At 53.5% G+C, this 26,087-nt stretch carries 22 protein-coding genes and 1 tRNA gene; 15 read left to right on the top strand and 8 right to left on the bottom strand.

Annotation, left to right across the window (positions count from 1 at the left end; genetic code table 11):
* Positions 1-77 precede the first annotated feature (77 nt).
* Positions 78-1,799, top strand: a complete 1,722-nt coding sequence (gene soxB / locus RGQ30_RS07145; RefSeq protein WP_338284880.1) for a thiosulfohydrolase SoxB — start codon at positions 78-80, stop codon at positions 1,797-1,799.
* 5 nt (positions 1,800-1,804) lie between these two features.
* A complete protein-coding gene (locus RGQ30_RS07150) occupies positions 1,805-2,323 on the top strand; it encodes a thioredoxin domain-containing protein (protein ID WP_130556575.1) in 519 nt (172 codons plus the stop codon).
* Here RGQ30_RS07150 and RGQ30_RS07155 read toward each other — a convergent pair.
* Positions 2,303-3,700 carry a response regulator gene (locus tag RGQ30_RS07155; protein WP_130556574.1) on the bottom strand — a complete coding sequence of 466 codons (1,398 nt, stop codon included), beginning with the start codon at positions 3,698-3,700 and terminating at the stop codon, positions 2,303-2,305. The two genes, RGQ30_RS07150 and RGQ30_RS07155, sit on opposite strands and share 21 nt — an antisense overlap.
* A gap of 261 nt (positions 3,701-3,961) precedes the next feature.
* Between RGQ30_RS07155 and RGQ30_RS07160 the strand changes: the two genes are divergently transcribed.
* The 3 genes from RGQ30_RS07160 to RGQ30_RS07170 all read left to right on the top strand — a co-directional run bounded on the left by RGQ30_RS07160 (position 3,962) and on the right by RGQ30_RS07170 (position 8,934).
* Positions 3,962-4,990: a hypothetical protein gene (locus RGQ30_RS07160; protein ID WP_130556573.1), complete on the top strand. Its 1,029-nt coding sequence runs from the start codon at positions 3,962-3,964 to the stop codon at positions 4,988-4,990.
* A 78-nt stretch (positions 4,991-5,068) separates the two neighbouring features.
* Positions 5,069-6,109, top strand: a complete 1,041-nt coding sequence (locus tag RGQ30_RS07165; protein ID WP_338284857.1) for a putative solute-binding protein — start codon at positions 5,069-5,071, stop codon at positions 6,107-6,109.
* Positions 6,110-6,246: 137 nt separating this feature from the next.
* Positions 6,247-8,934 carry a TRAP transporter large permease subunit gene (locus RGQ30_RS07170; RefSeq protein ID WP_130556572.1) on the top strand — a complete coding sequence of 896 codons (2,688 nt, stop codon included), beginning with the start codon at positions 6,247-6,249 and terminating at the stop codon, positions 8,932-8,934.
* 67 nt (positions 8,935-9,001) lie between these two features.
* On the opposite strand, the gene RGQ30_RS07175 is transcribed toward RGQ30_RS07170, so the two are convergent.
* Positions 9,002-9,076 (bottom strand) — tRNA-Arg (locus RGQ30_RS07175).
* A gap of 219 nt (positions 9,077-9,295) precedes the next feature.
* Here RGQ30_RS07175 and RGQ30_RS07180 point away from each other — a divergent pair.
* The 4 genes from RGQ30_RS07180 to RGQ30_RS07195 all read left to right on the top strand — a co-directional run bounded on the left by RGQ30_RS07180 (position 9,296) and on the right by RGQ30_RS07195 (position 11,958).
* On the top strand, positions 9,296-9,898 hold the full coding sequence (locus RGQ30_RS07180) for an RNA polymerase sigma factor (protein WP_130556571.1): 603 nt from the start codon (positions 9,296-9,298) through the stop codon (positions 9,896-9,898).
* A gap of 108 nt (positions 9,899-10,006) precedes the next feature.
* Positions 10,007-11,341: a sigma-54-dependent transcriptional regulator gene (locus RGQ30_RS07185; protein WP_130556570.1), complete on the top strand. Its 1,335-nt coding sequence runs from the start codon at positions 10,007-10,009 to the stop codon at positions 11,339-11,341.
* A gap of 18 nt (positions 11,342-11,359) precedes the next feature.
* Positions 11,360-11,590 carry a hypothetical protein gene (locus RGQ30_RS07190; protein WP_130556569.1) on the top strand — a complete coding sequence of 77 codons (231 nt, stop codon included), beginning with the start codon at positions 11,360-11,362 and terminating at the stop codon, positions 11,588-11,590.
* Between the two features lie 20 nt (positions 11,591-11,610).
* Positions 11,611-11,958: a hypothetical protein gene (locus RGQ30_RS07195; protein WP_130556568.1), complete on the top strand. Its 348-nt coding sequence runs from the start codon at positions 11,611-11,613 to the stop codon at positions 11,956-11,958.
* Between the two features lie 27 nt (positions 11,959-11,985).
* Here RGQ30_RS07195 and RGQ30_RS07200 read toward each other — a convergent pair whose 3' ends face one another.
* Together RGQ30_RS07200 and RGQ30_RS07205 are read right to left on the bottom strand one after the other, a co-directional pair.
* Positions 11,986-12,414 carry a hypothetical protein gene (locus RGQ30_RS07200; RefSeq protein ID WP_130556567.1) on the bottom strand — a complete coding sequence of 143 codons (429 nt, stop codon included), beginning with the start codon at positions 12,412-12,414 and terminating at the stop codon, positions 11,986-11,988.
* Positions 12,414-12,929: an RNA polymerase sigma factor gene (locus RGQ30_RS07205; RefSeq protein WP_298217321.1), complete on the bottom strand. Its 516-nt coding sequence runs from the start codon at positions 12,927-12,929 to the stop codon at positions 12,414-12,416. The genes RGQ30_RS07200 and RGQ30_RS07205 overlap by 1 nt, the downstream gene beginning before the upstream one ends.
* A 330-nt stretch (positions 12,930-13,259) precedes the next feature.
* Between RGQ30_RS07205 and RGQ30_RS07210 the strand changes: the two genes are divergently transcribed.
* Complete coding sequence (locus RGQ30_RS07210) at positions 13,260-15,239, top strand: DNA topoisomerase IV subunit B (RefSeq protein WP_479481453.1); 1,980 nt, start codon at positions 13,260-13,262, stop codon at positions 15,237-15,239.
* A gap of 3 nt (positions 15,240-15,242) precedes the next feature.
* On the opposite strand, the gene RGQ30_RS07215 is transcribed toward RGQ30_RS07210, so the two are convergent.
* From RGQ30_RS07215 to lexA, 4 genes are read right to left on the bottom strand one after another with little or no spacing between them, the layout of a single operon-like run.
* Entirely contained in the window at positions 15,243-18,431 is a 3,189-nt protein-coding gene (locus RGQ30_RS07215) for an error-prone DNA polymerase (RefSeq protein ID WP_130556564.1), read from the bottom strand.
* Positions 18,428-19,813, bottom strand: coding sequence for a DNA polymerase Y subunit UmuC family protein (locus tag RGQ30_RS07220; RefSeq protein WP_130556563.1), 1,386 nt, complete (start codon positions 19,811-19,813; stop codon positions 18,428-18,430). The genes RGQ30_RS07215 and RGQ30_RS07220 overlap by 4 nt, the downstream gene beginning before the upstream one ends.
* The gene (gene imuA / locus RGQ30_RS07225) at positions 19,749-20,498 is read right to left on the bottom strand and encodes a translesion DNA synthesis-associated protein ImuA (protein ID WP_130556562.1); all 750 of its coding nucleotides are present in this window, start codon (positions 20,496-20,498) and stop codon (positions 19,749-19,751) included. Before imuA ends, RGQ30_RS07220 begins: the two co-directional genes overlap by 65 nt.
* Before the next feature lie 28 nt (positions 20,499-20,526).
* Entirely contained in the window at positions 20,527-21,201 is a 675-nt protein-coding gene (gene lexA / locus RGQ30_RS07230; RefSeq protein ID WP_130556561.1) for a transcriptional repressor LexA, read from the bottom strand.
* Positions 21,202-21,500: 299 nt separating this feature from the next.
* On the opposite strand from lexA, the gene yaaA reads away from it, so the two are divergent.
* The 5 genes from yaaA to rlmD are packed head-to-tail and all read left to right on the top strand — an operon-like array spanning position 21,501 to position 26,010.
* Complete coding sequence (yaaA, locus tag RGQ30_RS07235; RefSeq protein ID WP_130556560.1) at positions 21,501-22,271, top strand: peroxide stress protein YaaA; 771 nt, start codon at positions 21,501-21,503, stop codon at positions 22,269-22,271.
* A gap of 2 nt (positions 22,272-22,273) precedes the next feature.
* Positions 22,274-23,035 carry a 5'/3'-nucleotidase SurE gene (gene surE, locus RGQ30_RS07240; RefSeq protein WP_130556559.1) on the top strand — a complete coding sequence of 254 codons (762 nt, stop codon included), beginning with the start codon at positions 22,274-22,276 and terminating at the stop codon, positions 23,033-23,035.
* Positions 23,036-23,044: 9 nt separating this feature from the next.
* The gene (locus RGQ30_RS07245; RefSeq protein WP_130556558.1) at positions 23,045-23,785 is read left to right on the top strand and encodes a protein-L-isoaspartate(D-aspartate) O-methyltransferase; all 741 of its coding nucleotides are present in this window, start codon (positions 23,045-23,047) and stop codon (positions 23,783-23,785) included.
* Positions 23,782-24,621, top strand: a complete 840-nt coding sequence (locus RGQ30_RS07250; protein WP_130556557.1) for a peptidoglycan DD-metalloendopeptidase family protein — start codon at positions 23,782-23,784, stop codon at positions 24,619-24,621. The genes RGQ30_RS07245 and RGQ30_RS07250 overlap by 4 nt, the downstream gene beginning before the upstream one ends.
* Positions 24,622-24,639: 18 nt before the next feature.
* Positions 24,640-26,010 (top strand): 23S rRNA (uracil(1939)-C(5))-methyltransferase RlmD, encoded by a 1,371-nt coding sequence (gene rlmD / locus RGQ30_RS07255; protein ID WP_130556556.1) that lies wholly within the window; start codon positions 24,640-24,642, stop codon positions 26,008-26,010.
* The last annotated feature ends 77 nt before the right edge of the window (positions 26,011-26,087 follow it).

The raw sequence follows: 26,087 nt of genomic DNA on the forward strand, positions 1-26,087 counted from the left end.
GTCTTGTTCAAACTTCCTGTGCCTTACTGACCAGGCACAGGAACTAACTCTCTGAAAAGTGAAACAATCCAATGCAGATGAATCGACGCGAATTCATGGGCATGCTGGCGGCCGCCTCTGCGGCGGGCATGGCAATCAACTCCCCCCAGGTGCTGGCCGCAGGCCAAGGCGAAAAACTGTACGAACTGAAACCCTTTGGCAATGCCAGCCTATTGCACATGACCGATTGTCACGCGCAACTGGTGCCCATTTATTTCCGCGAACCAAACGTCAACATTGGTGTGGCTGGTGCGCTGGGCAAGGTGCCGCACCTGGTGGGTGAGTCCCTCCTGAAAGCGTTCAAGATCAAACCGGGTACAGCGCAAGCCCATGCCTTCACTTACCTGAATTTTGAAGAAGCCGCCAAGCGCTATGGTAAGGTGGGTGGATTTGCTCACCTGTCCACATTGGTCAAAATGATGAAGGGTAGCCGTCCTGGTGCTTTGCTGCTTGATGGCGGCGACACTTGGCAAGGTTCTGCCACCAGCCTGTGGACCAATGCACAAGACATGGTCGACGCCGCCAAAATGCTGGGCGTGGATGTCATGACCCTGCACTGGGAATGCACCTACGGCATGGACAGGGTGCTGGAAATTGCAGAAAAGGATTTCAAAGGCAAAGTCGACATTGTGGCTCAGAACATCAAGACGGCTGATTTTGGTGACCCCGTGTTTCCCAGCCACGTGATGAAAAACATCAATGGCGCCAAGGTGGCCATCATTGGCCAGGCTTTCCCCTACACACCGATTGCCAACCCCCGCTATCAGGTGGCCGACTGGTCATTTGGCATTCAGGAAGAAAGCATGCAGGCTGTTGTGGATGAAGTGCGCAGCAAGGGCGCGCAGGTGGTTGTCGTGTTGTCACACAACGGCATGGACGTGGACCTGAAAATGGCCAGCCGGGTATCCGGTATTGATTTCATTCTGGGTGGCCATACACACGACGGCATTCCACACGCCATTCCTGTCAAAAATCCTTCGGGCACCACGCATGTAACCAACGCCGGCAGCAACAGCAAGTTTTTGGGTGTGCTGGACATGGACATTCAGGGTGGCAAGCTGCGCGACTTCAAATACCGATTGCTGCCCGTGTTCTCGAACATGTTGCCCGCTGACCCCGACATGGCTGCCTTCGTGGAGAATGTGCGCAAACCTTACCTGGAAAAACTGGTTGAACCGTTGGCGGTGAGTGAAGGCCTGTTGTATCGCAGGGGTAACTTTAACGGCAGTTGGGATCAGCTCATTGTTGACGCCCTGATGGAAGTCAAGAACGCTGAAATTGCCTTCTCGCCCGGCTTTCGCTGGGGAACTTCGTTGTTGCCTGGCCAAACCATCACGCGCGAGCATTTGATGGACCAAACCGCCATCACTTACCCCAACACCACGCTGGCCGACATGAAGGGCGAGTTCATCAAAACCGTGCTGGAAGACGTGTGCGACAACCTGTTTAACCCCGACCCGTATTACCAGCAGGGCGGGGACATGGTTCGCGTGGGTGGGTTGACTTACACTTGCAACCCCAACGGCAGTTCAGGCAACCGTATTTCCGACATGCGTTTGAATGGCAAGCTGATCGAGGCCTCAAAAACCTACCGCGTGGCCGGTTGGGCACCTGTGGCCGAAGAGGCGCGCAGCAATGGCGAGCCACCCATTTGGGACGTGGTTGAAACCTACTTGCGTGCCAAGAAAACCATTGCCACCAAAACGCCTTACATACCCAAGCTGGTTGGAATGAACAAAAACCCGGGGTTCGTTGTCTGAGTTCAATGAAAGCAATTTTGATGTTTGTCCTGTTTGGACTGTTCGCCTGCTCGTCTCCCGCCCACAGCGCGGGTGGGCAGGCGCTTGCCTTTCCGGTCAACCTGCAAAATCAAAAATCACCGGCGGTGGTCGTGCTGTTTTCAGTGCCGGATTGCGCCTACTGCGAGAAAGTGCGGCAGCAGTCTTTGCGGCATATTCACAAAGACCCAGCCTACAAGGGCAGGGTGGGTGTTTTTGAAATTGATTTTTCAGACGACCGAAAGCAGTTCACGTGGTTTGATGGTCGCCGTTACACCGGCAAGTCCCTCGCCGTGCCCTTGGGTGTCAAATTTTCTCCCACTGTCATGGTGTTCGGAAAAACCGGTGCGGTGGCTGGAAAGCCACTGCTGGGAGCCAGCCTGCCTGAGTTTTATGGGGCCTACCTGGATGAACTGATTCAGCAGGCTTGGGCGATCTCGCTCAGCACCTCAACGAGCACTTCGCTGAGCACCCCGTCCTCCATGTCACTCAGCGTTGCGCAGTGAGTTTTCCTTGAACATGGTAATTGAAGTGCGAATCCTGTCCAGCATGGCTTTCGATGGTTTGTGTCGGGTGATCTGGCTGGCCAGTTCATAGCCTTTTGAACCCATGTTGACAGCAAAGCAAAGCTCCAGAAGACTGGTCAGCGTTTCTGGTTCCAGGGCAGGAATCACCTCGGCATGGGTATCAAAAAACGCAGTCAGTTTGTCCAGCGCTTTCACGCTTCGGCCCTCGGCAATTTCTTTCTGAATGGTCATCATGGCGCGCGCCAGGTCCAGGTCTGCCGAGTTCACCGTGCTTCTCATTTTGGCGGTCAGCTTTTCCGCTTCCTCGTGTCGCCCTTCGGTCACATAAATCTTCGACAGTTGCAGGTAATCATGAATCTGCGACAGGGATGTGTTTCTGGAGCGATCAATCACCTTGGTCAAGTAGTTTTTTGAGCGGGTGTTGTCACCAATCCTCACTGCCAGGTCTGCCAGCTTGCGCAAGCGGCTGGTTGAGGCCAGTGCTTTGGCCCCCATCTTCTCGAGCACTTCCAGCGCTTCGCCCGGTTTGTTCTGTTCCCACAGCACATCAGCGTACAGATCACTGGCCGCCAGGTATTCAGGGTTTGTTTTAACCACGGTGGCCAGCAAACCGCCGGCTTCTTCGAAATCCTTTTTCTCCAGATTCACCTTGGCCAACAACAGGTGCATCCAGGGCTTGGGTGCGCGTTCAATTTTGTCCAGCAATTCCTTCTCGGTTTTTCCCAACTGACCGGACCAGAAGAATGATTCGATACGCATGCGCTCAAGTTCATTGAGGTACTGGGGGAATCTTATTTCCAATCCTTCGCATATTTCTGGTACGGCGAGGTATTGCCCGTCATAAGCTGCCTTGTAGGCTTCCGCCAAGCGTGCTTTGCGATTGAAAATGCGAACCACGCGGTCTGATAGCGTTGATGCGGTGAAAGGCTTGATCAGGTAATCATCTGGTTCAAACTCGGCCACGGCAACCACATTGCTGTAACTTCGCTCACCCGTCACCATCATGAAGGCGGTTGTCCAGTTCAGCTTTTTGTTCACCCGCAAGTCTTCCAGCAATTGCTGTCCGTTGCGATCGCCCTCAAGCTGGTACTCACAAACAATCAAGGCGAATTCACGAGAGCTCAGATGTTGTTCCACTTCCGACACTGAACTTGCAAAAATAACTGTTTTTGCACCCAGTTGCGACAACTGGTCTTGCAAAGCCCGCCGTGTGGCCAGTGCAGAATCAACTACCAGTGCAGTCTTGCCTTTCAGCGGGGTCATGTCCTTGACCGCCTGCTTCATGCGATCTGATTTTTCTGCGGGTTTTTCCTGCGCGTTTTCAGCAAATTCTGTAAAAGATTCGATTTGGCTCATGACGATCTGGCTATCGACGAATGGAATTCTTCTATTTTGCGCGGTTTGCTGGTAATTGATTTCACCCAATTGGCAGGTCTTTTGACCGCATACTTTGCAATTGTTGCAGCAAATAGAATCGCGCTTCTATTAACAACTGTTTACTTTCCCTTGGATGGGTGATTGTTTCATGGTTTAATATTGGCGAAAGCCTTGTTACTCAAAGGTCAAATCCAAATATTGACCAAGCAAGGTATAAAAGAAAAACCAACGGAGACATCAATGATTAAAGCTGGCATTTGGCGCGTATTGGCCATTTCTGGGGTGGTTGCGGTTGCAGCGGGGTGTGCAAGCGTCGAAAGGGGAGCCACAAACCTGGCGATTAACCTGATTGAGCGCCGTATTATCCCTCCTCAGCTTGAAATCGACGACGTGGACATGGCTTGCCGGTTTGCTACAGCCAACTTCCCACTCATTTCGGGGGGTACTCGTGCCTTCGGTGGCGATCCACAGTTGCTGGAATCTCTCTTGCTGGTTTCCTCCGCCGCCTGTTCTGAACAGCGTGCCGTTGAAGAAGAACTTCGTTACCTCCGCGCCTCCAAGCAAAACAACATTGAAGAAGCGCAAGATGCGCGTATTGGCCAGAAGCGCCTGCTTGAGGTTACGGCCCGCCGTCAGCTGCGCGCATACGATGCCATGCGCAACAAGCTGGAAGCCAAATACAATTTCCAATACGGTGAAACCTGTCCTGAATTCGAACGCGATTTCGATGAACTCAGCTACCTGCTAGGCACTGTGGCCGGTCTGCAAGCCGTGGTCAACGACATTGCTTCCCAACAAATGGTTGGCGTGCCTACCGACATTGCACCGAAATCCGAGCGTGCGCTGAAATGCATTTCCAATGCCAAGTGGTGGGGTGTTCCCAATGCAGCCCGTGCAGTGGTGTGGAGTATTCTCCCCGGTGCTTCTGAAGGCAAAGACGTGTGGGGTACATTCCGCTTGTCCATGCTGATCGGTGAACGCCAGGGTGTGCGTCTTTCACACGTCATGTATGGCCTGTCTGCCTTGGCCGTGGGTGACACTCCTCGTTTCCGCGACGCCACCAAGCGCTTCGCAAACGTCAAGGATTTCAAGCCAAGCCAGCAATATGCCTTGGTTGAAAGTCTTTCCGGCGCTGTTATGACGAACTTGTCTGACCGTTACTGGTCAGAGAACGTCGGTACCCGCACGCCTGTGGGCAGCATGGGAAAGTATTGGGATGAAGAAGCCGCGATGCCTGAAGGCATGAACGTGGACGATTTGTTGAACTAAGTTTCTGTCCATTATTACCCGGGCCCCGTCTAGCGTATTGCCCGGGTACGCAGAACCACTAATTTCGGAGACCAGACAATGACAATGAAAATCAAAGCAATCACAGCCGCCTTGGGTGTGGCCCTTATGGCCTCAGCATCACCGGCCTTGGCCAAACAGAAAGTGTGTGTATTCGATATCTTGGGTGCGGGCGGCGACGTCTTCAACCTGAGCAAAGACTACGTACTGGCGGCCAAAGGTTTGGGTGCTGACCTGCACCTTGAAGCCTTTACCGACGAAAAAATCGCCTCGGAAAACTTCAAGACCGGCCAGTGCGACATGCTGGTTGCCACGTCTTTCCGCACGCGCGCTTACAACTCGGTTGCCGGTTCAATCGACGCCCTGGGTGCAGCATCGGTAGTGAAAGATGGCAAAGTGGATATGCCCCTGAGCTACGAAGTGGTCAAGCGCACCATTCAGTTGTTTGCTGGTGACAAAGCCGATGCACTGATGACACAAGGCAATTACCAGGTGGCTGGCATTTTCCCATTCGGTGCAGCATTCCTTTACGTGAAAAGCCGTGATATCAACTCGGTTGAAAAACTGGCCGGCAAGAAAATCGCGTCTTTCGACTACGATTCAGCCCAGAAAGAAATGATTTCCAAGGTTGGCGCCTCGCCTGTGTCAGCTGACATTTCCAACTTCGGTGCCAAGTTTAACAACGGTTCGGTCGACATCATTGCTGCGCCCGCAGCGGCTTACAAGCCACTTGAACTGTACAAAGGTTTGGGCAATAGCGGCGCGATCATCCGTTTCCCGGTTGCCGTGTTGACTTACCAACTGATTGTTAACAAGAGCAAGTTCCCGGAAGGTTTTGCGCAGAAGTCACGTGATTACTGGGCCAAGAAATTCCCGGCCGGCATGCAAATCATCACCAATGCTGAAAAGGGCATTCCAAATGGTGCATGGATGGATATTCCCGCGGCTGACTCCGTGAAGTACACCATCCTCTTGCGTGAATCACGAATCGGTTTGGCCAAGGGCGGTTCATACGACCCGAAGGCACTGAACATCATGAAGCAGATTCGCTGCAGCGTGAACCGTGCAGATTCCGAGTGCGCCACGAAAACTGAATTGTAATTGAAGGCAGGCAGCCCGCTTTAGGTCTGCCTGTCCGCCTTTGCAGTGAAGGGGGCGTGCCGTTGCCCCCTTTTTATTACCCCTAAATTGCTACTTTGATCAGTCAATCGTTAAGTTGACGCTGATAAGGATCCGTTATGCAGAGTTCCGCCGGCAAAAAGTGGATGGGTCGTACTCCATCCGAATGGCTGTCCAGCCTACCTATTTTTTCTCTACTTTTGCTCACCCTGATTATTGGTACGGGTGAAATGGTGCATGGTCAACTGCTTCGCTTGGGCGAACGCATGTTTGGCGATCCCGCAAACCAGGTTCAGTACTTCTTGTTGCGCGCCGATCCGTCTGCGCCGACCTGTGAAGCGAATCCCGACATTGATGCATTGGTGGCCAAACAGGTGGCCGAAGCCGAAACAGCGCCTAAATCCGATTTGGACGCCCTTTTCGGCGATGTGGCTATTGACCCTAATGAAATTCGCGCTTCACTTGAAGCAGCGCGCGACCAGTGTCGCGAACGGGTTGCTGTTTATGAACGCGTCAGCAAGGCGATTACACCTGAAGTTGAAGTATTCCGTGAAATTGAAACTGGCTTTTTTGGTATTTTCAAATTTGGTACGGAAAACCGCCCCCTGATTCTGTTGATCATGGTGGCGATTGCCGCCATTTCCACCACACGGCATTACCACCACATCAACCTGCGCCCACCCCGCACCAAGAAAGACTTCCAAGTCTATTCACTGGCCATGCTAGGTGCCAACCTGTTGATGACCATCTCAACCAGCTACTACCTGAAACTGCAATACGATTCGGGCGTACCGGTTGAAAGCCCGGTAATTAGCATTGTTTCAATTGCCCTGTTTGCAGCACTCTCATACATCAGCTTGAAAGATGTCCTGAAGATTCCAGAGCACGCAGAAGAGGGTGGCAGCTACGGCATGGGCTTGTTGAGTATTCCGCTGTATGCCTTCATGGCCTTGAATGCGGGCATCAGCTTTTTCATGGACGACTATGTCGCCGGTTTGGCAATTTACTTTGGCCAAATCACGGAACTGTCCAGCATCTTCTTGAACCTGGCCCTGTACCTGTGGGCGGGTATGTTGCTCAAGCAAACCCGCGTGGTGTCTTTGTTCATGGACATTCTGCGCCCCTGGAAACTGCCACCTGAAGTATTTACGTACATCGTGTTGTTGGCTGCGGCTATTCCTACTGCCTACACCGGCGCTTCAGGTGTGTTCGTGATTGCAGCGGGTGCCATTGTTTACAAGGAAGTTCTGGCCGTTGGTGCACGTCGTCATTTCGCACTGGCCGCCACTGCCATGTCCGGTTCGCTGGGTGTGGTACTGCGCCCCTGTTTGTTGATCGTGGTGATTGCCGCTTTGAACAAGGAAGTGACTACCAGTGAGCTGTACGGCTGGGGTCTGTTCGTGTTCATCCTGACCTCCACCGTGTTCATGATTATCGCCCTGCTGAAAGCAGAAGGCCGTGTGATTGAACGGGCCAAGGCGAAAGACGCCTTGCCTCAATCCTTGCGTGCCTTGGTGCCTGTATCACCCTACATTTTGATCATGTTGCTGGTGGTGTATGGCTACGAATACCTGCTTGATACCAAACTTGATGAATTCACAGCGCCTGTAATGTTGCCAGTGATCATGTTGTTCGTGATTATTTTCGACAAGCTGCGCGGTGGCCCCACCAAGGTTGGCGGCGATACAACTGCCGACAAGAAGAAAAATGAAGGCCTTGAAGTAGCAGTGCGCAGTGCAACCACAGAAACCATTGGTCACATTGGCGCCCTGATCATGTTGATGGCCTTGTCCATTAGCGTGGGTGGCATGATTGAACGTTCCGGCATCATGGAAGTGGTTCCTGCCGAAATGGGTAGCGTCTGGATGGCATTGACCATATTCATGCTGCTGATGATTTTCATCGGCATGGTGATGGATCCGTTTGGTGCGGTTATCCTGGTGTCTGCAACCGTGGCGCCAATTGCGTACAGCAACGGCATTCACCCGGTTCACTTCTGGATGATCGTGATCACGGCCTTCGAGCTGGGTTATCTGTCACCGCCTGTGGCCTTGAACCAGTTGCTTGCGCGTCAAGTGGTTGGCGAAGCCGAGATGGACAAAGCCGCAGAGGAAACCAAAGGCAAAGCCTTCTACTACCGCTACGAGCGCTGGTTGTTGCCGGTTTATACCTTGATGGTTGGTTTGCTCATCGTGACCTACGGTGGTCAGGCGTTGATCAACAATGCTGACAGTTTGAAACCGGTTAGCCATTTCCTCGGCCTGGACCAGTTGCGACCTGTTGAATTGGGTGATTCCCCCGCAGCTGGTCCCGCAGTTGACGCCCCTGCTGCAGATGCGATGCCAGCAGTGGCTGAGGATGCTGCCATGCTGGATCCAGCAGCTCAGCCCGTTGTTGAGTTGCCTGCAGAAAGTGTGCCGGCAGTTGTTCCAGCTACACCGGCTGCTGCCCCAGCGCCTTCACCTGCAATTTTGCAGGCTGAGGTTACTGAGGTGGTCAGTAACTGGGCTGCGGCCTGGAGTGCACGTGACGTGGAAGGCTACCTGAGCTTCTACTCTGCAAACTTCGAGTTGCCTGGCGCAGTGACCCGTTCACAGTGGGAAAGCCAGCGTCGCACGCGAATCTCCACCAAATCCAACATCGAGGTGGACATCAGCAACCTCAATGTTCAGGTGAATGGAGACGAGGCCACTGCCGAGTTTGATCAGGCTTACAAGGCTGACAAGTATTCCGACAAAGTGCGCAAAACACTGCGTTTGAAGAAAGAAGACGGTCGCTGGAAAATTCTGACCGAGCAGGCTCGGTAAACAGCTTGCTTGAGCAGTAAAACAAAAAGCCCCTCAGTATTCTGAGGGGCTTTTTTTTATGCCTTGATGGTCCCCCCGACGGGAATCGAACCCATATCTAGCGCTTAGGAGGCGCTCGTTCTATCCATTGAACTACGGCGGGATGCAGCGCATTTTACACCGCCATGGCCAAAACTGTTAACGCGTATCCCTGTGCCTTTGAATTTTTACGTTTTTAACCCTGCGAGTTTTGCAAAAAGTCAAAATTAAAAAACGAGCTAATCAATAAATATTTATATAAATCAGTATCTTAAGAATTTTGCTTCATTGGCATGCACACTGCAACTAGCTTGGTGTCAACCACCAGGAAACGAGGCAGATCATGACGCAGCACAACCCCTTACAAGCCATTGAAATCAATGTTCAATTCAGTGACGACACTGTTTCTCCACTTACATCCGAACAACTCAGCTCCCTGGAATTGTTGCTGAAAAGCCAGCAATCCCGTTTGACCCATTTCATACGCAAACACCTTCGTCGTGAAGATTACGTGGACGATCTGATTCAGCAAACCCACATGGCTGCATTCAGAAACTGGGCACGTTTTCGTGGCGAATCCAAACCCGAAACATGGCTGTTCGGAATTGCATTGAATCTGGTCAAGAACTTCCGTTATCGCGACACCAGCTACCGTTACCAATGTGAAGACTTCGATGAACAGGTCAGCATGATTGCCGCTGATCCATTTTGTGAACCTGAAGAATCACTGATGCGTCAGGAACGCATGGAATCACTGAAAATGGCCATTGGCCACTTGCCCAGCAAAATGCAAACCGTGGTTCAACTCGTGTTGCTTGACGGGTTTACCTATCAGGACGCAGCGCTTGAACTCGATTTGCCAATCGGTACCGTACGTTCACGCCTGTCCCGCGCGCGTGACATGCTGCGAGTTGAAGTACTGGGGCAAACAGAAATTTCGCATTAATGACCTCCAGCAAAACCGACCCATTCGGTGGGACTAATTCAAAGAGGTGATACGGGTTGTGGGTCAACGCTTCACAATGTCATTTGACGATTCTGAGCTTGATAACCCATGACCGAACTCACCTTGTGCATTGAATCCGAGGAGCTCAAAAGCCGTTTGCGGGCAGCCGCCATGTTGATGCAGGCCAGCGTTCATGAATTGTCTCTGACCGAATTGCTGAGCCGGCGCACATTGCCTAGCCACTGGATACTTCTTGACCATGGTCTTGAGGCAATCACTGCCTTGGTTGAGCGATTCAAAGAATTGGGTCGACACCCGGAAAGCCAGATCATTCGCTTTATTGACAGTCCCTGGCAAGACTACATCTATCACGACATTCCAATTTTTGCGTCAATTGTTCGTCCCGCTGATCCACTAAGCGCAGCGCAGATACTGGGAAGATTAAGCCGCACGAAACCCCTGAGGTTTGGACTTAAAGCCACAGCCGCAGACCTGAACGGCCCTTATGCTACCGAGTTTGTTCGCTCACCACCCATGAAGCATGCAGTGTCTCAATTGCACTTGCTCAAACAATTACCCGTGGACACGGTTCTGCTGGGCCCAACAGGAGCAGGCAAAGACACTGCAGCACGTTGGCTGCATTCACAGTCTGGTCTGAAAGGTGAATTCATTCATGTGAATTGTGCCGCCTTGCCTGAACAGCTTTTTGAAGCCGAGCTGTTTGGTGTCATGGCCGGTGCATTCACCGGCGCTCAGAAAGACAGACCAGGCAAGCTGGAGCAAGCCAACAACGGCACCTTGTACCTGGATGAAATCGACAGTTTGCCCCTATCATCTCAGGCCAAGTTGCTCAATGCACTTCAATACCGGGGTGCATCCCGCCTTGGCGGCCACGCCTTTTACCAGTCCAGCTTCAGGGTGATAGCCTCGACCAAGGCCAGTTTTCCCGAGTTGGTCAGGCAAAACCGCTTCAGGGAAGACCTTCATTTTCGCCTCAGTGTGTCTCAGGTCAAAATTCCGGCCTTGGCTGAAAGGCTCGAAGACATTGTTCCCCTTTATCAACATTTCCTGGCGCAGGTCGCAACACAATTCAAGCTGGAAGTACCCGCACTGGGCACCGAGGAAATGGATGAACTGCTCAGCAGACCCTGGCAAGGCAATGTCCGTGAGCTGCATGCCGTGGCCCAGCGCCATGTGATTGGTCTGGGCTCACCTTGTGACAGCCAGGAGCAAGGTCATGTACATTCCTCAGGACTTAAGCACCGCTTGCTGGCGTTTGAAAAGGCAGTGTTGTCCCAAGCCTTGCTGGCGCATGGCGGTTGTGCACGAAGCGCCAGTGAAAGTCTGCAGATTCCTTTGCATTCCATGTACTACCGAATGAAACGTTTCGATTTGCTGGAGAAGTTCGGGAACCATTCAGAAAACGCTGCCACTCAACTCTAACTAACAGGCGACTTTTATATGAATATTCCAAACAACTTTGCCAGTGTTCATGCCCTGGTCAATTTGCAATCTTCCCCGGCCAACAACGCATCGCCGGCACAAGCCACATTTCGCAGCGTAATGAGTCAACTTCAATCCAAACCGCTCAAGCTTTCGACAAGCCAACTGCATGCGCAAAGTCGCGGTAATGGCGGTTCTCGGTCAGTGTCCCAGCAAGTGTTTCAAGACACTGCCGGTGTGCTACGTTAACCCTTGATGAGCAACCCTGCATGAACACGTGCACGGCTCCTCCCATCGCTGCCAATTGGTATCTGCTTGAGAGTTGCTGTGTGGATGGTTTGGGTTTGGGACAACTTTGGCAGTCGGGCTCCAGCCCAGTTTTGTTCAAGGCCCAAATTGTGCTCAACAACTACGAAAGTAACTGCTTGCGCGACTGGCTTTCACAGCGCTGGAAGGCGCGTTCGCTGGAGCGAACAACAATTGCACTTCAACATGATCAACGCTTGATGTTGAATTTACCACTTGAGGCCGCTTCAATTCAAAAGGCTGTGGAACAGTTTCGCATCTGGCTTTCATCCACGCTCAAAGAGCGTGAGCAGGCGCTTCAGGCCCGATAACCGATAAGTTACGAGCTGAACTGGCGTTTAACTGGTTCTATGTTTCAGATAAGTTTGTTTGTAGGCAAATGCCACATGTACAAAACCGTGGAACTGCTTCATCAATTGCTCAGCGTTTGTGTCCGCGATTTCGATGCAAATTCGTAAACAGTTGTCGTGGTCGGAAATTCCAAGAGAAATACATTCAGGCAGGTCATCGATCAACTCTGAGAACAGTTGTATCGCCCGTTTCAGTTGTTGCTCTTGAACCTGAAGCGATTTTCCCAGATTAAAAACCCGCGCGCTGATGCGGCAATCTTGCGTAAATCCGCGTTGAATTTCAATAGTGAATTGTTCTTCGAAATCGATTCGGTAGGCATCAGACTCTGCGGCGCTTTCAACATCGTGGGTGCTTAGTCCCAACGCATCAAGAATTTTGGCCAAGGCGCCACCCAAGGGGGCAGTTGTGTCGGTCATCAGTCCATGTACAGATCGTAAATTGACTTCAGCTGAGCGCGCGATCTTGAAATGCGTGACCTAACTGTTCCAATTGGGATGCCCAGAATATCTGCAGCTTTCTGGTAAGAGTTGCCGTGTTGAACCACTAAAATCAGGGTTTCGCGCAAGTCGTTGGGCAATTTGTCTATCGCAGATTGAAGTTTGATGCTGAATTCGTTTTTCATGCAATGTTGCATGGGGTCAGACCCTTCCGCCTGTTCCAGCTCAAGGTCTTCATCGGAGGTGAAATGGAATTTGTACTGGGGCGAACGCCTAGCCGTGTTCCGAATGATATTCAAGGCAATGCCGAACAGCCAGGTAGCGCGTTTAGCGTCGCCGCGGAAACTGTCCCAGCAGCAATAGGCCTCGATCAAGGTTTGCTGGAAAACATCTTCCACAGCATTTTCGTCGCGGAAATGCTTGATGATGAAATTGCGAAGGCGTTTTTCCTGCTTGGCCACGAGCAGTTCGAATTCAGAGCGAGTGGCTTCCAATTTCTCCCGAGAACACCGCTGTATCGCAGTGATCTTCATATTGGGTGCAATCGGTTTCATATCGAGCCTCTCTGCTTGAAACGGCAACGGAATCATGGTCGGCCTCGGCGAATTTCTTGGTAACGGCACAGGGTAACAAGGCCGCTGAAATTGCGCATTTGGTGTCACTAGAGAGGGGGGTGAGGTAGCCTTTCGCTAGGGCAAACTGTGAAATCGTGCTAGCTGCTGCATGCCCGTCGTCCCTTCTTCACAGTTGAGTGCAGTCACAATCCACGATGGTTCCAACCCCGGGAAAATTGCCCTCGAAATGTTGGTATCATCAGGCGGTCAATGAACTATCAGGTTGTCATGAGCCAGTACCAAGAATCATCCATCCGTGTCCTCAAAGGCCTTGAGCCTGTCAAGCAGCGCCCCGGCATGTACACCCGCACCGATTGCCCCTTGCACATCATTCAAGAGGTAATTGACAACGCAGCCGACGAGGCCTTGGGTGGTTTTGGTTCACGCATCACGGTAACGGTTCACACGGATGGCAGTGTGTCGGTTCAGGACGAAGGCCGCGGTATTCCAATCGGTTTGCATCCGGAAGAAAAAGTGTCAGTGATCGAGCTGGTGTTCACCCGTTTGCATGCAGGCGGCAAGTTCAACAAGGCCGATGGTGGTGCCTACCGTTTTTCTGGTGGCTTGCACGGCGTGGGTGTTTCAGTGACCAATGCCTTGTCCACTCGCCTCGAGGTCAGTGCCGTGCGCGACAAGCAGGTTGGTACGCTGGTGTTTGGTGGCGGCGATGTGGTCGAACCTTTGAAGGTTCGCCCCCAAACCAGCGCCGATCCGAAAAAAGGCACCACCGTGCGTGTATGGCCTGACCCGCAGTATTTTGATTCACCGGTTTTACCCTTGAATGAAATGGACCGCCTGCTGCGCAGCAAGGCTGTTTTGCTCAAGGGTGTTGAGGTGGTATTGATCACCGAGAAAACCGGTGAAACCAAGCGCTGGAAATTTGATGATGGCTTGAGCGGTTTTCTCAAGGAAGAGTTGCTGGACCGTGAACTGGTTGCCCCTATGTTTGCAGGCGACCTCAGTGTTGATGTGTTGCGCGACGAAGGTTTCTCGGAAGGCGAGGGCGCAGCCTGGGCGCTGGCTTTTGTGGCTGAAGGCGCACCCGTGCGTGAAAGCTATGTGAACCTGATTCCCACATCGGCTGGCGGAACGCATGAATCAGGCTTGCGTGAAGCGGTGTTTCAGGCCATCAAGGCGTTTTGCGAAATGCACTCGCTGATGCCCAAGGGCATCAAGCTGATGCCCGATGATATTTTCTCCAAGGCCAGCTTTGTGCTGTCGGCCAAGGTGCTCGACCCCCAGTTTCAGGGGCAGATCAAGGAACGATTGAACAGCCGCGATGCGGTGCGCCTGGTGTCTTGCCTGGTCAAACCTGCATTTGAGTTGTGGTTGAACCAGCATGTGGAAGATGGCAAGAAAATTGCCGAACTGGCCATCAAGCAGGCTCAAGCCCGTTCTCGTGCTGCGCAGAAAGTTGAAAAGCGTAAAAGCTCGTCCGTCGCCATTTTGCCGGGCAAGCTAACCGATTGTGAAAGCACTGATGTACTGCTTAATGAGGTGTTTCTGGTGGAGGGCGATTCCGCTGGGGGATCGGCAAAAATGGGTCGTGACAAGGAATTCCAGGCCGTGCTGCCCCTGCGCGGCAAGGTGTTGAATGCCTGGGAAACTGACAAAGACCGCCTGTTTGCCAACCAGGAAATTCACGACATTGCCGTGGCCATAGGTGTGGACCCCCACGGCGTGAACGACAGCCCCGATTTGAGTGGTTTGCGTTATGGCAAAATTTGTATTCTGTCAGACGCGGACGTGGATGGTTCGCACATTCAGGTGTTGTTGCTGACCCTGTTTTACAAACATTTTCCAGCCCTGATTCGCAGCCAGAACCTGTACGTAGCCCGCCCACCCTTGTTCAGGGTGGATGTGCCAGCGCAGGGCAAAAAACCGGCACGCAAACTGTATTGCCTGGATGAAGCTGAATTGCATGCGGTGCAGGACAAACTGGCCAAAGAAGGTGTCAAGGAAGCCGCCATCAAGATTTCCCGGTTCAAGGGGCTGGGCGAAATGAACGCCGAACAACTGTGGGAAACCACCTTGAACCCGGATACACGCCGCCTTTTGCCGGTGACCTTGGGCAGCATGGATGTAGACCAGACCAACGCCATGATGCACATGCTGATGGGCCGCACGGAAAGTGGTGCACGTCGTACCTGGCTTGAAGACAAGGGCAATTTGGTGGAAGTGGACATCTGATTCTTATTTGAAATCGCGCGAAGGTGTGTGCAAGGCTTGCAGAAGGGGGGTGTAATCCACCAGTCGCCTGGCGATCAAATTGCACACCTCACCTTCACGCTGCCAAATCCCGAATACCCCCATGATCCGCGCATTGCGCAGTACCTGCCGCTGTTCTTCGGCCAGGCTGTTCCACACAATCACGTTGATGTTTCCGGTTTCGTCTTCCAGGTTCAAAAAAACAGTGCCGTGTGCAGTGGCTGGCCGCTGCCGGTGGGTCACAATGCCGCAGGCGCGTGCCAGCCTCCCATTCGGATAAGTGCCAAGCTCTTTGACAGGTTTGATTTTGTACTGGGCCAGTTGATCGCGCAAAAATGAAATGGGGTGGTGTTCAAGGCTTGCGCCAGTGGCCCGGTAATCGGCCAGCATGTCTTCCAGCAATCTGGCCTTGGGCAGTTCAAGGGGTGTTTCATCGGTGCGCGTGTGTGCCAGCAAATCAGCCCCTTTTGAATGGCTTCTTTGCAGGCCTGCGGTTTGCCAAACAGCTTGCCTGCGGTGGCCCGCCAGTTGTTCCAGGGCGTTGGCATCGGCCAGCGCCAACAAATCGGTGCGGTCCAGCCTGGCACGTTTGGCCAGGTCTTCCACGCTGTCAAACAGATCATGTTCCCTGGCTTTGACAATGCGCACTGCTGCTTCAGTTTTCAAACTGTTCACCCGTGCCAGCCCCAAGCGCACCGGCCACAGTGTGTTGGTGTGGTGCTGTTCGGTGTCGGGCTGGTGTGTGGCAGGCTCCAGTTTTGTATCTACCACGCTGCATTGAACATCCACAGGCAGCACAGTGACACCATGCCGTTGCGCATCCTGTATCAGTTGGGCGGGTGCATAAAAGCCCATGGGTTGCGCATTCAAAAGGCCACACAAAAAGGCATCCGGGTGATGACACTTCAGCCAGGAGGAGGCATACACCAGCAGGGCAAAGCTGGCTGCATGACTTTCCGGAAAACCATATTCACCAAAACCTTCCATTTGTCTGAAAATGCTTTCTGCAAATTCACGGGTGTAACCTCGTTCCACCATGCCGCCCACCACGCGGTCATAAAAATGATGCAAACCACCCTTGCGTTTCCAGGCGGCCATGCCGCGGCGTAGCGCATCGGCTTCTCCCGGCGTGAAACCGGCAGCAAGAATGGCCACCTGCATGACCTGTTCCTGAAAAATCGGAATGCCTTTGGTGCGTCCCAGTGCCTTCTCAAGTTCAGGTGAAGGGTAAATGACTTCCTCCTGGCCCTGCCGACGTTTCAAAAACGGGTGCACCATGCCGCCCTGAATGGGGCCTGGGCGAACAATGGCCACCTGAATGACCAAGTCGTAATAGCAACTGGGCCGAAGCCGGGGCAGCATGCCCATTTGGGCCCGGCTTTCAATTTGAAACACCCCCACCGTGTCAGCCTTGCAGATCATGTTGTAGGTGGCTTTGTCTTCGGGGGGTATAGCCTGAAGCGTAACCGGCGCCTGCGGTTTGTTGCGAAGCTCATCCAGGGTCATGCGAATGGCGCTGAGCATACCCAAGGCAAGTACATCCACTTTCAGCAAACCCATGGCGTCCAGGTCGTCTTTGTCCCATTGAATGACACTGCGGTCTGGCATGCTTGCATTTTCGACAGGCACCAGTTCAGACAAACTGTCCCGCGCGATCACAAAGCCACCGGTGTGCTGCGATAAATGCCTTGGAAAACCCAGCAGTTCGTCGGCCAGGTGCACGCAATGCATCATGCCCTTGTGGCTTACATCAATGCCCGCTTGCACCATGTGGTCCACGCTGAGGCTGCGGCTATAGCCCCCGTCTTGTGACTTGGCAAGTTTTTCTATCAACTCGGCATCAAATCCAAGTGCCTTGCCCACATCCCGAAGTGCAGACCGCGGGCGGTACACCACCACGCTGGCGGCCAGTGCGGCGCGATCACGCCCGTACTTCTGGTAAATGTATTGAATTACTTCTTCCCGGCGTGAATGTTCAAAATCCACATCAATATCAGGCGGCTCGTTGCGTTCACGGCTGATGAACCGTTCAAACAGCACCTGCATTTTGTCCGGATTCACCTCGGTGATGTGCAGGCAATAGCACACCACCGAATTGGCTGCCGATCCGCGCCCCTGGCACAAGATATTTCGGGAGCGGGCATAGCGAACAATGTCGTGTACGGTCAGAAAGTACGCTTCGTATTTCAACTCTTCAATCAGTTGAATTTCGTAATCAATCTGTTTTTGAACAGTGGCAGGCACTTTGTTGTTGTAGCGAAGTGCGGCACCCTCCGCGACCAGTTGCCGCAGATACAGGGCGGGTTCAAGCCCCTCCGGGCTGATTTCCCGCGGGTACTGGTAGCGCAATTCATTCAGTGAAAATACGCACTGTTGCGCCAGGTTGGCTGCTTGTTCAAGCAATGCGGGTGGGTAGGTGCGTGCCAGTGTGTTCAGAGGCTGCAAGCAACGCTGTGAATTGGGCTCAAGATAAGGGCGGGCCTCATTCAGGCTGCAGTTGTGCCGAACAGCGGTGAGTACATCATGCAGTGCCTTGCGCTCGCTGGAATGCATCACCGGCAAGTTGCTGGCCAGCAATTCTGTTTGGTGCAGGCAGGCCAGTGATTGCAGATGTGCCTGCCAGGCCGATTCAAACCCCAGGTGGTGCAGGCTGCACACCAGGTGCATCCGCCCTGTGAATCGCTTTGAACACCAGGCCAGCAAGGCAGGAAATTCTGTTCTGTTGCGCTCATCGGGAATCAGCAAGAGGTGCAAGCCGGGTGGAATGTCGGCCAGATCGTCACGGGTGAACAGGTAATCGCCTTTGTCGGCGCGGCTTCGAGCCTGCGTAATCAGCCTGCACAAATGGGTGTAACCGGTTTTGTTTTTGACGATCAGTGCAATGCGCTGGCCAGCAAACGGACTGCTTTGCGCAAATACAAACTGCGCCCCCACCAGCAACTGGATGCCGCATTCCTTGGCGGCTTGATGCGCGCGCACAATGCCTGCCAGCGAACATTCGTCCGCGATGCCAATGGCGCAATATCCCAAGGCTTGCGCTTGTTGCACCAATTCCTCAGGGTGCGATGCGCTTTTCAAAAAGCTGAAATTGCTCAGGCCCAGCACTTCAGCAAACGGGGGTGTGTTGCTGGTTAAAGTATTGCTGGAGGGAGGATTGCCTGCCACGCTATTCATGCGAAATAACCGTGCAAAAACCAGCGCGTGTTCTCATCCAGCAAATCCTGATACAGCCACACCACGCTGGCGTTGCTGTCGCGTGCGCAGTAGTAGTCGCGCTTGCAGGGTTGTGCATCCCACCAGCCAAATTCAACACGTTCAGGGCCTGACAACAGTTGCCAAGGGCCACCCGCTTGCCAGCTTGGAGATTTTCCCTGAAGGGGCTTGGGTGTGGGCAGCAGCCACAATGGCCGTGGGGTGCTGCTTGCCAGTGTGGCGTGATTCAGTTCGGTGGCGTGCTGGTTTGCGTGTTGGCCCGCATGCTTGCCCGTCTTTTTGTTGGTCTGGCCACTGTGTGTTTGGGCCAATGGCGTGTGTTGCAGCACAATGCTGCATTCTGGCCGTGGATCACTTTCTGTGGCAGCAAACAGAATGGTTTGCTCGCCCAGCCGGGCACGCAGCACATCACAGGTGCTGTTCCAGTTTCGGCTTCCTTCTGTGGGGTCGGGCAAAAAACTGGCATTGATATTGGGTAGAAGTTCTGTGTGTCCGCAGTACAGGCACAGGCTGCGAATGTCCTCATCCAGTTGCATCCGTGCCAGCTGGTGATGCAACAAACGGCCCCATAGGGCGTGACTGTCTGTTGCTTGTGCACTGCGCAGGCACAAGGCTTCCTCACCCTTTGCATGCTTGAAGCGCCACAGTAGTTCGCGCGTGCCGTGCTTTTTGCGTTTCAGCCAGTGGCAAGCCGCTTCAAGCAAAACCTGGGCATGATGTTCAATCAAGTCCAGCTGGGTGCAATGAAAGGGCAATTCTTCTTCCTGCTCAAAAATTTCGGTCGGTTGGTGGGTGGGCAGGCCAGGCGCCAGTTTGTTTTGCTGTCCGAAACCTGAATCCAGTTCCGCCAGTGCCAGCCCCCCAAAGCGCTTCAGGAAACCGTCGCGGGGCAGGCGCCACAAATCACCCAGTTGCACAAAGCCGCACTGTTGCCAGGTTGCCTGCAAGTTGGGTTCACAATCCAGCACCTGCAGCGGCAAAGTCAGCAAGCGGGTTTCATCTCCGTTCAACATGTCCAGAAAGTCATGTTCCGAACGGGCGGGTGCACCCTTGCCAAGCCACCATGCCCCAGTGGCCGTGTCGTGGTTGGCTAGATGAAGTGCGGCAGAGAATTCTTCGGTATCTGCCCACAATTGCGACAGCAATGCCTGTGCCCCACCAAACAGCCTGAAGCTGCTGTGCACTTCCACCAGCCAGCCCGCGTATTCAAGGTGTTGGTCTTGCCGCCAGCACACCACCGGGCTGTAGCGCGCAGCCAGTTCATACAACGCATCAATGTCAAGCTGTGATTTGGCTTCTGCCCGGTTGCGGGATTGTTTGAAACTCAGGGCGATCCAGCGCACGAGAAAACTCCTCTGGGTGCGGTGTAGTGTGCAAAGTACCCGGAAGGGCGTTTTGCGGGCGGGGTAGTTCAATCATCAAGGCCTGTTCCAGCACCGGGCCCCTGCGCTTGATCAGCTGCACCCGCAAGGTGTCGGGGTTGTGTGCTGTAAGGCACAGGCGAAGCGGTGCAGGCGAGGGTTGCAACTGGGCCTTCAGTGGGCGAAATACAAAGCTCAAGCCAGTTGATTTGGTGGCTTGGTACTGCAAGCGGCGCAACACGGTGGCATTGCAGATTGTTTTTTCTTCAGGCAGCCACATCAGGAGGGCACCAAAGGCATCGCTTTGGAGGACTTGCTCAATGGCCCAAAGCCGGTCTTGTGGTTTGTCGGTTTGAATCAGACTGACTTGATTCAATGCCACGCCAAACTGCTCGAAGACGGGTGTCAGTGGCAGCAAGGGCGCGCCAATCAGTATCAGCTTTTTTTGTTCCAGCGACAGCCTGCGAAACACGGGCATGAGAAAGCGCAGTTCGCCGATGCCATGGTGCTTCAACAGCAGTTCAATCAGATTTCTGGTGGGCCAGCCACTACCGGGGAGTTGTTCGTCCAGCGATGCAAACCCGCTGGACAGGCGTGTGCTGTTGTCGCTGCTTAACTGGTTTGCACGCCAAAGGTCCGGGTGAATTTGGTCAAGTTTGGACGACACAGCAACCCCCGGACACTACTTGGACTTATTAATGCAACTGGCCCTGGCGAATCAGGCCCACAGCCAAACCTTCAATTTCAAATGCTTCAGTGCGCAAGTCCACCTTGATGGGCGCAAATTCGCTGTTTTCTGCCTGCAGTTCCACTACATGGCCTTTCTGGAAAAACCGCTTGACCGTGACATCGTCGTTGACGCGAGCAACCACCACCTGGCCGGCCCGTGCGCTGCTGGCCTTTTTCACGGCCAACAGGTCACCATCCAGAATGCCGATGTCTTTCATGGACATGCCGCGCACTTTCAGCAGGTAATCGGGTTTGTCGGGGAACAGGGCAGGGTCAACCGGAATCTGCCTTTCAATGTGTTCCTGGGCCAAAATCGGGCTGCCGGCTGCAACGCGACCAATCAGGGGCAATTGCACAAGCTGTTCAAGGGTGCGTTCCATTGCGCGATCAAGCACACGGCTGGCGGCTTCTTCCAGACCTTCTGCATATTCACCCAGCAGGCGAATGCCTCTGGATGTGCTGGCATCCAGTGCGATGACATTTTTCTTGGCCAGCGCCTGCAAATGGTCTTCAGCGGCGTTGGCCGAACGAAACCCCAATTGCTTTGCAATTTCTGCCCGTGTGGGTGGCCTTCCGAATTGCGCGATTTGATCGCGAATCAGGTCCAGAATTTCCTGTTGACGAGCCGTTAAACCTTTCATGGCACCAATCTCGAATTGACATGCTGTGATTATATACAGTAAATCGAATCTTGCAAATACATTTGCCTGAATCCAGTTGGGGGTTAGACAAGTATCACTTCCATCTTCGGGAGAGACAGCCTGGGAGACACGGCCACAAGCGGAGCGACAAAGTCGCATCCGCGGCCACCCTTCATCTGGCTGTCGGAATGCCTACCTTGTATTGGGTATTTTTTCCGGAGTTCAAGCCACCCTGTGGCTGAATCACCTGCCAGATCCTGCGATAATAATTGCGTAGTAACAACCGGTGATGCACGTCCATGCTTGTAGTTCTTTCCCCAGCGAAGTCTCTTGATTACGAAACGCCCTTGGCTGTTTCAAGCAGCACGCAACCCCAATTTGTTGAGCAGGCTGCACAGCTGGTCGATATTTTGCGACCCAAAAGCCCCGCAGACCTGTCCCAGCTCATGTCGATTTCCGACAAGCTTGGTGTGCTCAACGCGACCCGGTATACAGAGTGGTCACCCAAATTCACCAAGAAGAACTCGCGGCCGGCATTGCTGGCCTTCAATGGCGACGTGTACGACGGTTTTGATGCCAAAACCCTCGATGAAGAGGGCTTGGCCTTCGCCCAGAAACACGTGCGTATTCTGTCCGGTTTGTATGGCATTTTGCGTCCCTTGGATTTGATGCAGCCTTACCGCCTTGAAATGGGTACCAAGCTGCCCAACCCGGCTGGTAAAGACTTGTATGCCTACTGGAAGCAAACGGTTGCACCTGCATTGAACAAGGAACTGGGTAAAAAGGACCCGGTATTGGTGAACTTGGCTTCGGATGAATATTTCAAATCGGTCGACACCAAAACATTGAATGCACGCGTGGTTCAGCCCGTGTTTCAGGACTACAAAAGCGGGCAGTACAAAATCATCAGTTTTTTCGCCAAAAAGGCGCGTGGCTTGATGGCCCGTTACATTGTTGACCAGCGCATCACCGACGTGGAGCAACTGAAAAAATTCAAGGTGGCCGGTTATGCCTTTGCTCCCAAGGAATCTACCGAGAACACCTGGGTGTTCCGCCGCAAGGAAGCTTGAGCATGGCCGTACCTCATATCCTGATCAGCAACGACGACGGCTACAGCGCCCCAGGCATCCTGGCCCTGCATGGTGCATTGCTAGAGCGCTTCGGCAACACCGTTCACCTGGAAGTCATGGCGCCGGAACAGGACCGTTCGGGTGTGTCCAATGCACTGACGCTGGACCGCCCCCTGACCGTTCGCACCGCAGCCAACGGTTTTCGTTATGTGAATGGCACCCCAACCGATTGCGTTCATGTGGCCGTGACTGGTTTGTTGAAAACGCGGCCTGACCTGGTCGTTTCCGGTATCAACAATGGCGCCAACATGGGCGATGACACCATTTATTCCGGCACCGTGGCCGCGGCCATGGAGGGCTTTCAGTGTGGCTTGCCCGCCATTGCCTTTTCACTGGCTGGCAAAGGTTATGCCCACCTGGACAGCGCAGCCCGCGTTGCCGCTGAAATTGTGGAACGTTTTCTGAACAATTCCTTGGGCCTTGAGCATGCGTTGTTGAACGTGAATATTCCGCCGATTCCTTACGACGACCTGCAAGGTTATGAATGCACCCGCTTGGGCAAGCGTCACCATGCCGAACCGGTGATCCCGGTGCAAAACCCGAAAGGTGACACGGTTTACTGGATTGGTCCCCCGGGCGGGGCAAAAGATGCAGGTCCCGGCACCGACTTTTATGCCATTACACAGGGTAAAGTGTCTGTCAGCTGCTTAAAGGCAGACCTTACCCATGTTGAACAAATGAAAGTATTGGCCGCCTGGCTCTAAATCAAACCCATGGATCAAAAGCCCCGCTTCAAGCCAGCCCCGGCGCTGATTACCCAGTCAGCACGCAAGCTGGACCGCATTCCGGAACGTCTTGGTGGATCAAGCCTGACCTCCGAGCGTGCTCGCGGCCATTTGGTCCAGAAGCTCAAGACCCTTGGTATTGCCAATCAGCGTGTTCTGGATGTGGTGGCAACCGTTCCCCGACATTTGTTTGTGGATGAAGCGTTTGCGTCACGTGCTTACGAAGACGCAGCCCTACCCATTGGGCACCAGCAAACCATTTCCAGGCCTTTTACTGTGGCCCGTTTTGCCGAGTATGCGCTGGAGGGTCGAACCGATCTCGACAATGTGCTGGAAGTGGGGGCGGGGTGTGGTTATCAAGCGGCAATTTTTGCCAACATCGCCAAACGCGTGGTCAGCATTGAACGCATTGAAGCGCTGTATGACAAAGCCCAGCGCAACCTGAAACTTGCCGGTTTTCAGAAAGTCAGAGTAATTCATGGCGATGGTTTGCTGGGCTTGCCCGCGCAGGCCCCATTTGATGTCATCATTGTGGCCGCTGCCGGTCTGGAAATTCCGCAGGCCTTGCTCAAGCAACTCAAAGTGGGTGGTCGCCTGATCGTGCCGGTCGCAGATCAAAACCAGCAAAATTTGATGGTTGTTGATCGCATCGCGGTTGACAGATGGCATCGGGAGAAAAAAGACTTGGTAAAATTCGTACCCCTGTTACAAGGAACTCGCATCGTATGAAACGTGGTGTCTTAACCAAAACCTCTTTGCAGGGTCAAACACGCACATTGCTGGCTGGTTTTGCAACCCTTGTTTTTTTGGGGGCCTGTACCACGACCGGCAACCAGGCGCCCGTGGTGGATCGTTTGCCATCCCGCGCCACCGACTCGGCTGTTGCAAAAGACGGCATTTACATCGTGAAGGCTGGTGATACCCTGTACAGCATCGCCCTGGACAATGGCCTTGATTGGCGAGAACTGGCCCGCGCCAATAATCTGGCAGACCCCAGCAAGCTAAGCGTGGGGCAGCAACTGCGTGTTGCTGGAGCAACCGGTGTTGTGGCTGGCGTTTCAAACCAGTCCGCCCCGATGGAAGACACGGGCGTCGAGATTACGCCTATTGCCCCGGCCGGCGTTGCAAAGCCAGTGGATGCCAAGCCCATTGAGGCCACGCCCGCGCCCGAAATCAAACCGCCCGCACCCACGGCAGTTACTCTGGGTTTTATCTGGCCACACCCTGGCTCAATCATTCAAGGGTACAAGGCTGGCGTGAACAAAGGGATTGACCTGGCTGCCAAGGTGGGTGACCCCGTACTGGCTTCTCAGGCCGGTCGTGTGGTGTATTCCGGCAATGCCTTGCGTGGCTATGGCAACCTCATCATTTTGAAGCATGACAACAATTTGCTGACCGCTTACGCCCACAACAAAACCTTGTTGGTGAAAGAAGGTGAACCGGTCACCAAAGGCCAGAAGATTGCCGAAGCAGGGCAGTCCGACACCGATCGCCCCAAATTGCACTTTGAAGTGCGCAAACAGGGCAAGCCCGTTGATCCAATGGATTACCTGCCGGCCCGTTAATTTTTATCGAATGTAGCCATGGGCAGAAAGAAGAAGAAAGAAAGGACACCTGTGGTATTTCCTCAGGTGCAGGTCACCATTGAGTCCATTGATCTGGATGGCAATGGAATAGGGCATGTCGACGGGAAAGTTCATTTCATTGATGGGGCAATCACCGGCGAAACGGTTATTGCCGAAATCACTCGCGTCAAGCCAAGCTACTCCAAAGGCCGCACATTGACCGTGCTCAACAGCGTGTCAACCCGAACAATACCGAAGTGCCCGCACTACGGCGTATGCGGTGGTTGCGCCATGCAGCACATTGAAACCAATGCCCAGGTGGCGATTAAAAACCGCGCGCTGGAAGACCTGTTGCAGCGCATCGGCAAGCAAAAACCCGAGCAGATGATGCCGCCCATTTATGGCTCATTTTGGGGTTACCGCCACCGTGCCCGTTTAAGCACCCGCTTTGTGATCAAGAAAGACCGTTTTTTCGTGGGTTTTCATGAAAAAGCATCTTCCTATGTGGCCGACATGCAGGAGTGCCATGTGTTGCCCAAGCATGTTTCCAACATGTTGGTACCGCTTGGCAACATGATGGTGACGCTGAGCATTTATATGCGCCTGCCCCAAATTGAACTCGCTGTGGGCGATGGGGTCACTGCCATGGTGCTGCGCCACCTTGAACCCTTGAGCGAAACAGACCTGGACACACTCAGGACATTTGGAAACGAGTGGGGCGTAGATTGGTGGTTGCAACCCGGTGGCCCTGCCACAGCGCATCGCCTTGAAGCGGACAAACCAGTTGACCTGACCTACCGAATTCCAAGCTTCGGCATTCGCATGCGCTTTCGACCCACTGATTTCACGCAAGTGAACCACATGATCAATGACGCTATGATCACCAGGGCTGTCTCGCTGCTGGATTTGAAACCTGAAGACCGGGTGCTGGATCTGTTTTGTGGCCTGGGTAATTTTTCCTTGCCCTTGGCCACCAAAAGCAGCTTCGTGAAGGGCTTTGAAGGCTCTCAAGACCTGGTCAGCCGCGCAGGCGAAAATGCCCAATTCAATGGTTTGGCTGACAAAACGGAATTCCATGTTCGTAACCTGTTCGAAGTGGAAACACCCGAATGGGAAAGCTGGGGCCAATATGACAAAGTGTTGGTTGACCCCCCACGTGACGGCGCATTGGAAATTTGCAAAGCCATCGTCGGTGCTCGTGCATCGTTTCAACCCAAGCGCATCGTCTATGTCAGTTGCAACCCGGCTACCTTGGCTCGCGACACGGCCGTGCTGTGTAATGTGGGTTCGTATAAATTGATGAAAGCAGGGGTGGTGAACATGTTTCCCCACACCTCTCATGTGGAGTCAATTGCTGTTTTTGAGCGGGTCGCCTACAGCGATCTGTAACAAAGACCTTGCCAGAAATAACAAACGGGGCCATTGCGGCCCCGTTTTCGTTGGTGAAGTTGCCTCACCAACCTGGC

The sequence above is a fragment of the Limnobacter thiooxidans genome (genome assembly GCF_036323495.1).
Taxonomy (GTDB): domain Bacteria; phylum Pseudomonadota; class Gammaproteobacteria; order Burkholderiales; family Burkholderiaceae_B; genus Limnobacter; species Limnobacter thiooxidans.